This window comes from Streptomyces lancefieldiae (assembly GCF_031845825.1).
In the GTDB taxonomy this organism is placed as follows: domain Bacteria; phylum Actinomycetota; class Actinomycetes; order Streptomycetales; family Streptomycetaceae; genus Streptomyces; species Streptomyces lancefieldiae.
On the sequence record NZ_JAVRFH010000111.1, the window covers coordinates 1 to 9,036 of the forward strand.

Genomic DNA, 9,036 nt, shown 5'->3' on the forward strand with positions numbered 1-9,036 from the left:
GAGGCGGCCGCGGGGAGCCGTCACTGCGGTGCGCGGTGTCGGCCGGTTCGTCAGATACCTGGTGATCATGCTGTTCGCCCCGATGGCTCAGGGGGCCTTGATGCCAGGACGAAAGCCAGTGGACGCGCTGTTGCAGCGGGCCGTGCTGGTCTATCCTGAGCTTCGCTGACGTGCGCTAACACGTCGGCGAAAGACCCCAGTGGTTCCTCAGATCTGCTGGTGGTGACTCTGCCGAAGAGTCGTTTTGCACAGGCCCGATGCTCGGGCCTGATAGTGCACTGGCGAGTGCGGGTGTCCGGCGGGGTGGCTCCACCCACTCCCCCGGCGCCTGCCTCCTGGTGGTCGCGACGGCTGTTGCCCCGTTCGCACCCTGCCTGCTCGCCGCAGGCGTTCTGCCGTCCCCGGCTTCCGGATCCGCCACCCGGCGGCGCTCCCTGCGCGAGAACGTCCGGCCCGGCATGCGCCGTCGTGCTCGGCTACTGCCGTGCCCTACGCCGGAAGCTGGATCTGGCTGGGCTTGCACGGGCAACGTAGTTGACGCTGCGCGGAGGCAGCGCGCGGCGCTGCGTGGAGGGTCGCCCGAGAGCGTCGTTAGGGCACCGGGACATCTCTCCGGGCATCCGCCCTGTTCCGCCTCGCCCCCAGCTCTTCACTGCCACTCTCCTCCGGTTGGACCTGTGGGTGGGGTTCATGATGGCCCATTTCTCGACTCCATTTGCCTGCGAGATTTGCAGGCAAATGATCGGTGCCGGGGTCCTGGCTGTCACCAGTCAGGGCCTGGCGGGCATGCTGCGGCACCCCAGAGCCGCCCGTGCAGCGGAAGCCCCATAGAGCGCTCGGCGCTGCCTCTGCACAGTGAGGCGCCACAGCACGCCCGTGCCTATTGAGCGATCGCCACGGCCTACACATGCGACCGCCCATCCCGCCTGGGGCGATCGGACCGAACTGCTGTGAGATGCAACAGTTGTGGCTACGGTGAGATCCCGCGCACCTGATGCGGCTCGTGCTGCGGAGGTAGCCCGAGCGTCACCGGGATGTCGTGTGAGGCCCGGCCCATCTGACGGCTCTCCCCTCCCGTCTACGGGCGTGTGGGATGCCGAAGGGGGTGGCCAACGGCCGGTAGATATCTCTCTGGTTTCCGCCCTCTTTGGACTTGCGCTGGAAGGAGCAAAACCTCATGGATGTTCATCCCACACCTGTGCCACCGCCGGGGTGCCCCGCTCATGATTCTGGCGGCGGGGTGCCGCTGTACGGTCCGGAATTCGCGGCCGATCCGCAGGCGTACTACGACTACCTGCGCCACTTCGGTCCTACGGCACCCGTGGAACTCGCGCCGGGTGTGGCTGCCACCCTCGTCACGGACTACGCGGCGGCGCTGGATCTGTTGCGCGATCCGGCATTCCGCAAGGACGCCCGTCAGTGGCGAGACCTTCGCAGTGGCAAGGTACCCGAGGACAGCCCGGTCGTGCCGCTGCTCGCGTACCGGCCGAACTGCATGTTCGCCGACGGTGCCGAGCACCAGCGGCTACGGCTGGCGGTGACCGAGAGCATGATGCGCATCGACTCCCGCCGACTGGCCCAGATCACCGAGCAGGTCTCCGCCTATCTCATAGCCCAGTTCAGCGCGCGTGGCTCCGCCGATCTGATGGCCGACTACGCCAAGCAGCTCCCGCTGTTCGTCTTCAACGAACTGTTCGGCTGTCCAGCGGAGATCGGCGACCGGGTGCTGTTCGGCATCGCCGGCATGTTCGACGGAGTCAATGCCGCGGAGTCGGCACAGCTGCTACACAGGGCAGTCGGTGAGCTCGTGACCCTCAAGCGTGAGCGGCCCGGCGACGACGTCACTTCCTGGCTGATGGGGCACGAGGCCGACCTGACCGACGAGGAAATGGTCCATCAACTCTCATTGCTTCTGGGGGCGGGGGCGGAGCCCTTGCGGAACTTGATCGGCAACACTTTGCACCGCATCCTCACCCACGATCGGGGCGCTTACCAGGATGTTCGCAATGCCGTCAACGACACGTTGTGGAAGAACCCGCCGATTGCGAACTTTGCTGCGCACTATCCGGCGGACGATCGAATGTTTGCCGGCCAGCGGGTGACGACGGGCCAACTGATGTTGATCAGTTTCGCGGCCGCAAATTTCGGCATGGCGCTCTCAGAGAGCCATCATGCGGCCAACCGGGCCTCGCTGGCGTGGAGCGCCGGACCGCACGCCTGTCCTTCGCAGAGGCCGGCGACCGGCATCACCGTCACTGCCGTCGACGACCTGCTCGGCCAGCTTCCGGACATCGAACTCGCCGTGCCGGCGAGACTGCTGACCTGGCGCCCCGGTCCGTTCCATCGCGGTCTGAACGCGCTCCCCGTCCGCTTCAGCGCCGTCCAGGCCATGGGGCAGCCTGCTGTGCCGGTCCCTGCACAGCACGCGATGGCCCGCGCTGAGCACCGCGCAGAGCACCGCAGGGCGGGCAGCGCTGGGAAGTGGTCCCAGTTCCTGGCCTGGCTGAGGAAGTGACCGCCCACACCTTGATCGCTGCGCGGCGGTCCACACAACGTAATCTGCCACCCAGACACGACCGTTGCCCTGAAGTCCACCCCGGTCCCCCCGGACCGTGCCCCAGGAGTAAGTAGACCGTCATGGACGCCAACACCCCCAATCCGGTGCCCCCGCCCGGATGCCCCGCCCACGCCGACGGGCGGATACCGCTGTACGGGCCCGACTTCGCGGCCGACCCGCACGCCTACTACGACTATGCGCGGGCATACGGCCCCACAGCACCCGTTGAACTCGCTCCAGGTGTCGACGCCTCCCTCGTCACTGACTACGCGACAGCACTGCGCCTGCTCCAGGACAACGGCACCTTCCGCAAGGACGCACGCCGCTGGCGAGACTTCAACGACGGTCTGATCCCCCGGGACAGCCCCGTCGTGCCGCTGCTCGCCTACCGCCCCAACGCCATGTTCAGCGACGGCGCTGAGCACCTGCGCCTACGCCAGGCGATCACCGACACCATGGCTCGCATCGATACCGGCCAGCTGGCCCGCAGCACCGAACAGATCTCGGACTACCTGATCTCCCAGTTCAGCTCCCGCGGCTCTGCCGACCTGATGGCCGACTATGCCAAGCAGCTACCGCTGTTCGTCTTCAACGAACTGTTCGGCTGTCCTGCCGACATCGGCGACCGCATCTTGTTCGGCATCTCCGGCATGTTCGACGGAGTCAACGCGGAACGGGCCGCCGAGGTGCTCTTCGGAGCGGTTGGTGAGCTTGTGGGTCTCAAGCGCAGCCAGCCCGGCAACGACGTCACCTCGTGGCTGATGCAGCACGAGGCCAAGTTGAGCGACGAGGAGATGGTGTATCAGCTCTCCCTTCTCCTAGGCGCGGGCGCCGATCCGCTGCGCAACCTGATCGGCAACACCCTGCACCGCATCCTGACCCACGACGAGTACGCCCGCCAGGGCGGACTGATCGACGAAGCGATGGAGGACACACTGTGGGAGAACCCCCCGGTGCCCAATCTGGCACCCCACTATCCCGCCGCTGATGTGGAGTTCGCCGGGCAGAAGTTCCAGGCGGGGGATCTCATCATGGTGAGTTTCGCCGCCGCAAACAATAGCCCGAGCCTGGCCGCCGCCCGACAGTCCGGCAGTAACCGCTCCCACCTGGCCTGGAGCGCAGGCCCGCACGCCTGCCCCTCGAAGGACCCGGCCCGCCAGATCACCATGGCTGCCGTCGAGAATCTCCTCAACCGGATCCCCGACATCCAAGCGGCCGTGCCCGAGAACAGCCACCGCGCTCCCGCTCCGCTTCACCCCACTCCCTGCCCCCGGCCGGGTACCTGCCCAGGGCCAGACCCCCGCAGGCGAACGCGCCGAACAGTCCGGCTCCGCGCGTAAAGCGACGAGCAGCGGCCGGTGGAGCCAGTTCCTGAACTGGCTCACGAGGTGACGCGCGCGCCGGCTCTGGCTCCCCGCCGGTCGCTGCCCGCCTAGCGGACCGAACCCGCCGGCGCGTCCGAGCGAAGGGGCAGTGCACTGTGCAGCCCCTAGGACAACCCACCCTCACTACCCTCTGGAAGCTGCCCGACCTCGACAGGCGGGCAGTTTCCTGCATTTCTCGGAGGCACACCATGATCCGCCAGGAAACTGCCTGGGTTCTCTTTGCTGCTGGTCTGATCTTCCTCGCATCGCTGGTCCTCGGGGTATGGAAATGGCAGCAGTCGATATCGTCCGCAGACGGAACAGCCCATCGCTACGTTAACGTCGCACATAACGCCGGACTGATGTACAGCTTCGCGGTAGCGGCCATCGTGGCACCGCTCGTCCAGTTCTCCGGCTGGCCATCCGCAGTGAACATCACCGCCGCAGCAGCAATTATCGGAATGTTCATCGTGACGATCTCGAACTATGTGCGGCTTGCAATCGAGGGCCGGACGGACAACCAGATGCGAGACCGGAGACCCAGTCTGCGCGGTGTACGCGAGGCCCTGATCATCGGTGAGATCGGCGGCACCGCAGTCCTGTTGACTGGCTTCGCCTATGCCGAGTTGTAGGCGAACGGAGCGATAGCACGAGGCCAGCCAAGGTAAAAACACAAAGCACCTGGATCAGGACGGTCGCATCACCGGTTGAACCCAGGGATCGTGCCCGGCCAGCCCCCGCTCGCGGCCACAGGGCGTGAAGAGCCTCCCCGGCGCGGGGCACAGTGGGCCCCACTCCGCATTCACGTAACCGTGCCGTCAGGCCGTGCCCGTCTTCCGCAGCTGGGTCGCGAGGGTGAGGTAGCGCGCCCGCCGGGGCACCGGGACCATGCCCCGGACTCGGATATACCACATCTCGGCAAGGCGACGGGATGGGCGCCCGGCCGGTTCGAGGGCACTGCCCACGACGCAGATTCCGACGACGGAGGAGACGAGGGCGTCGGCGACGGAGCCGACGTCGATGTCGGGGTGCACGTCGGACTGCCGCACCGCGTTCAGCAGACGGGCCGTGGCGACCTCCCGCCACTCGGTGAACGGATGCGGCAACAGAGGTTGGACCATCCCCGCGGTGGCCAGCCTCATCCCGGCCCGTAGCACCGGCCCCTCCTCGTAGACCCGGGACATGGCGAACGTGAGGCGCATCAGCCCCTCCAGCGAGGAGTAGCCTCGCCCGTCCAGGTCCTTCGCCAGCCGACGGAAGGTGCAGGACTGCATCTCCAGGATGGCGTGCGCGAGGTCTTCCTTCGCTGCGAAGTGGAAGTACAGGGACCCCTTGGTGACCCCAGCGTGGGCGACAATCTCGCTCAGGCTGGTCGACTCGTAGCCGTACCGGTCGAACAGGTCTGCCGCCGCACCGACGATCGTCGCACGGGTCTGCTCGGCGCGCAGCTGCCTCGCCATCGGCTGGACTCCCCCGGACTGAAACTCAAACAGACCGTGTGCCTGCTCTTCCCCCCTTCGCATACAATAACTCACGGACTCGTTGGGCCCTGGGTGGGCCCACAGCCCACTGGCGGTTCTCGGAGTGGTCGCGAACTCGGGTGCGGGCCAAGCTCCACTGTGGAGTACTCAACGCACGCTGGCATGCCGGGGCGAGGAGCCCGGAGAGCAGGTCGCACACGGCGGGGCCGCCACCGGGCTCGGAGCACGGCCAGGGTCTGCGCCACACGATCACGTGGCGGACGGGCGCGTACGTGGGCTGCTCGGCCCGGCGGCCCGTAGGAACACTGCCAGCTGACCGAACCCCACGCCCGCCGGCCCGCAACACGTGGAGCGGCATGGGAGCCCGAATGTCCTCATCGGCTACCGCCGCCTGGCCAGCCTTCTCAGGGCCTGAGGCGGTTCTGCTGTACGTCGAAGCAGATCACGCCCATGGACTCCGCGACGGCCGCCGCGTAGGCCGACGCCTCCTCGGCCATGCTCCACCGTATGGGGAAGGCCTCGTCGATCAGCAGCCCGGTTGACCAAGGCGAGGTGTCCTCCTCGTCCTCGGTGAGGTCGCACCACCGCTCAAGCAACGCGGCCACGTAAGCCGCGATGCGCTCAGTCGGAGGCTCTTCCGCCTCGCTGTCGATGCAGTGTTCGTACAGGTCGTCGAACACCCGGCCGACGATCTTGTCATCCGCAGGCCTCTCGCCTTCCCAGACAACTAGGTCGTAGCTCATGCCAGGAGGCTCTCACGCCGCTTCGACAGCCATAAGAAGCGACGTCTAAGTCCTGGCTTCAACGTGGACGGTGGACTGTTCGTGGCTCGAGGATCCGTTCCTGCCCGCCCACGACGAAGCTCATGCGAAAATCTCCTGCTGCAGCGGCGCGAGGGGGCCCGGCGTCTACCTCTGGGCAGCGGTGCGGCTGCCTGCCGACCGTCGCCGAGTTCGCCTACCGGGACGAGCCCCCACCGGCTGCCGTGGTCTCTGGCCCGGCGCAGCATCAGCGGGCCGACGAGATCGCCTACTACCTCGACTCGCGCCCTTCAGGTCACTGTCCAGGAGCTGGTGCGGGTCGCAGGAAGCGCGCTGGGCGATCGCAGGGTGCTTCCAGGCAGCGAAGACCAGTACGAGAGGTCCACCGCTACAGGACTGGAATCAGCACGTCACGCTGTCCATGCTCGCTCACGCTTTCCGGGCCACCACGGCACACCAACCCCGGGAACGGGCGGAACGCGTGGGACATCCGGGGCGCACGGACTAACAGTTGCGGAGGCGAGACGACTCCTGACAGCTTGTCGTGCCCGGCCCCCGCACCTGAGCGGATAGCGCGGACGACACCACGCGCCGAGTTGGTCGAGCTGGTCGCCGACGCCAAGCACTCGCCCGTCGGGGTCACTTCCTGCAAGGCTGTCGCCCGGTCGAGGGGACGGTCTCCACGAGACCGCCCCCGCCCGATCGAAGTCCCTCTTACACCCCGTCTCCCGGCGAAGTGCCAGGTCAGACAGCTAGTCCCTGCTGGAGTGCGATTGCAGGTGCCGCTTCAAGTGGCTCGTATGGGCGGCGGGCTTACTGGCCGCTCCGCACCTGGCGTGAAGATCATCGTCATGGTGATGAACCGACTGGAGCTCAGCGGTGACGAGGTCGCCAGACTCACCCAGCCGATGCCGTGCTCGGGATGGTTGAAGGGACGACACGTGCCGTCTGGGTGGACGAATACCGGCCCGAAGTCCCGGTAGTAGGGTCCAGTGACAGGATCTGCGACGACGCGCCGAACTATGTCAGCGATCCGGTCGTCATCCGGATAGGCGGCACGCCCGGCCCACAACTGGGGGACGATGAACGGGGCCCAAGCGCTGTCCCAGTCGGGAAGCAGCCGCCGCGCTGCAGGATCGAGCAGCATGTACTCCATCGTGTTCGCCGGGTGCTCCTGCCCGGGAAAGAGCCGCGGGAAGTGGGAGTTGAACGCCACGACGTCCCACCGGTGATTCGTGATGTAGACGGCGTGCGGCACACTGTCGATGACCTGCTGCCACGTGCCGTCGAGCTCGTCGTTCTGCTCCGGGTAGATGGGCTTTGGGGGGTCGTGGTGCCATGTCATGCGCCACAGCCACACCCATTCGTGCGGGTTTAGCTTGAACAGCTCGCCAACGCTCCGCAGGACGTACTCGGGGGCGTTGTTGTAACGACCGTTCTCAAGCCGCTCGTAGGTTCCGCGGCCGAAACCGAGGATGTCGTCAACCTGAGTCTGGGAGAGACCCCCGCCAGCAGGACGGCGCCCCTGGGGTACAAGGCGGGTGAATCCGTAGTCAGCAGGGTTCAGCATGGCTCGGCGGCGTTGCAACACCGTTCGAAGCGCCCCCTTCAAGGCATTTTGTTTCAACTTGCCCCCTCTCCGTCTTGACATGGACGCGGTCCATCATGACTCACCGCCCGACATCATGGAGACCGGCAGGCCAGTACGTCGTGCAACAGGCGCGTTGGCGGCGCCTGCTCAGTGGCGCTCATGAGGCCCTGTGACGCGAGGAGCCTAAACGGAGTGCGACTCGCCGCTGGGCCCCAGGCCGCAAGAGCAAGGAGGTCCACCGGTTTGTGCGGTGCCTTACACGGGCGTGCACAGCAGGCGATGAGAGGTCGAGCTTCTGGTGCTGAGGAACGCATCTCACACAGCGATCACCAGCGACCGAAGGAGCACAGGCCTGTCGGCAGACGTGACCGCTAGACTCGTCGCCGGTCTAGGGCTGATGCGTGTGCGAAGCCCAAGCAGGTAGCCGGCTCCTGGCCACGCTCATGCACCTCCGGCATACCACCACGCAACACATGCTCGCCTGCTGGTTCGGTGTCGTCTCCTCCACCATCACCCGGGCGTTGGGAGGCGCGGCCCTTGCTCGCTGTGCGAGGTCCGCCGTCACGCCGGGTGGCAGGCCGAAGGCATCGACCGCTTCGGCGCCGACAGGAAGATCGGGACCATCGACGACACCGCGCTTCGGGTCCGCCGGTCGGCCGCCGGGGACGAGCTGTCGCTCGGCGGCTACGGGGCCGTCGCGATGAATGCCGCACTCGCGGCGGCGATGACCGCGTCTGGTTCCAGGCCCGCCAACAGCCATCGGGGCAAGAAATCAGCCTTCGTACGAAGCGCGCCGCTATAGTGGGCGTCGGGTGCGGCGCTGGTCTGCGCCGCGCCGCACCCTGCCACAGCCGCAAGACGCGCGCGACGTTCTCTCGGTCACCCGCTCGCTGCGTGCCAGAGCTTCCGACCGCGCGATCCTGGCCTACCCCAGCGCGGACACACAGCAGCGTGTGGCCGACGAAGCCACTCCCCGACGAAGCCGGCCCCGGGATCTTCCACGACCCGTGTGGTTCCTGGCCTCCCCTGCGGAGACCCGTGAGGTCGGCGATGGACTGGGCTGCCAAGAGCGCATGAGGAAGTGGCACTCCTGTGCCGCTCCAATCATCCACCATGACACGATCATGGGAGCCGTTCCCCTGCTGAAGCCCTGCACCGTCATGCCCCAGGCGCCGGCATCGGTGATACCCCGACCATCCGGGCTGACAGCGCCCTCGGCGGGTGGACCACCGAACCTGATCCCCGGGGCCCCTCCGCCCCGGCCCCTTGTGTAGGGTGGCAT

At 66.9% G+C, this 9,036-nt stretch carries 6 protein-coding genes and 1 pseudogene; 4 read left to right on the forward strand and 3 right to left on the reverse strand.

What is annotated here, in order from left to right; all coding sequences use genetic code 11:
* The first annotated feature begins 1,177 nt into the window (after window positions 1-1,177).
* The 3 genes and pseudogenes from RM812_RS39810 to RM812_RS39820 all read left to right on the forward strand — a co-directional run bounded on the left by RM812_RS39810 (window position 1,178) and on the right by RM812_RS39820 (window position 4,553).
* Window positions 1,178-2,515 carry a cytochrome P450 gene (locus RM812_RS39810; protein WP_311585515.1) on the forward strand — a complete coding sequence of 446 codons (1,338 nt, stop codon included), beginning with the start codon at window positions 1,178-1,180 and terminating at the stop codon, window positions 2,513-2,515.
* Between the two features lie 122 nt (window positions 2,516-2,637).
* Window positions 2,638-3,949 (forward strand): annotated as a pseudogene (locus RM812_RS39815) (cytochrome P450).
* A gap of 181 nt (window positions 3,950-4,130) precedes the next feature.
* Window positions 4,131-4,553, forward strand: a complete 423-nt coding sequence (locus RM812_RS39820; RefSeq protein ID WP_311585517.1) for a hypothetical protein — start codon at window positions 4,131-4,133, stop codon at window positions 4,551-4,553.
* A gap of 186 nt (window positions 4,554-4,739) precedes the next feature.
* Here the strand turns inward: RM812_RS39820 and RM812_RS39825 are convergent, their stop codons facing one another.
* The 3 genes from RM812_RS39825 to RM812_RS39835 all read right to left on the reverse strand — a co-directional run bounded on the left by RM812_RS39825 (window position 4,740) and on the right by RM812_RS39835 (window position 7,790).
* Entirely contained in the window at window positions 4,740-5,381 is a 642-nt protein-coding gene (locus RM812_RS39825) for a ScbR family autoregulator-binding transcription factor (RefSeq protein WP_311585520.1), read from the reverse strand.
* Between the two features lie 425 nt (window positions 5,382-5,806).
* Window positions 5,807-6,145 carry a hypothetical protein gene (locus RM812_RS39830; protein WP_311585523.1) on the reverse strand — a complete coding sequence of 113 codons (339 nt, stop codon included), beginning with the start codon at window positions 6,143-6,145 and terminating at the stop codon, window positions 5,807-5,809.
* Between the two features lie 805 nt (window positions 6,146-6,950).
* The gene (locus tag RM812_RS39835) at window positions 6,951-7,790 is read right to left on the reverse strand and encodes a helix-turn-helix transcriptional regulator (protein ID WP_311585525.1); all 840 of its coding nucleotides are present in this window, start codon (window positions 7,788-7,790) and stop codon (window positions 6,951-6,953) included.
* A 407-nt stretch (window positions 7,791-8,197) separates the two neighbouring features.
* Here RM812_RS39835 and RM812_RS43225 point away from each other — a divergent pair, with 407 nt between their 5' ends.
* Window positions 8,198-8,458 carry a helix-turn-helix domain-containing protein gene (locus tag RM812_RS43225; RefSeq protein ID WP_394816596.1) on the forward strand — a complete coding sequence of 87 codons (261 nt, stop codon included), beginning with the start codon at window positions 8,198-8,200 and terminating at the stop codon, window positions 8,456-8,458.
* The last annotated feature ends 578 nt before the right edge of the window (window positions 8,459-9,036 follow it).

Excerpts from the sequence above, each read along its gene's own strand:
- RM812_RS39810 (WP_311585515.1), top strand. The coding sequence starts at position 1,178 with ATGGATGTTCATCCCACACCTGTGCCACCGCCGGGGTGCCCCGCTCAT.
- RM812_RS39820 (WP_311585517.1), top strand. The coding sequence starts at position 4,131 with ATGATCCGCCAGGAAACTGCCTGGGTTCTCTTTGCTGCTGGTCTGATC.
- RM812_RS39825 (WP_311585520.1), bottom strand. The coding sequence starts at position 5,381 with ATGGCGAGGCAGCTGCGCGCCGAGCAGACCCGTGCGACGATCGTCGGT.
- RM812_RS39830 (WP_311585523.1), bottom strand. The coding sequence starts at position 6,145 with ATGAGCTACGACCTAGTTGTCTGGGAAGGCGAGAGGCCTGCGGATGAC.
- RM812_RS43225 (WP_394816596.1), top strand. The coding sequence starts at position 8,198 with ATGCACCTCCGGCATACCACCACGCAACACATGCTCGCCTGCTGGTTC.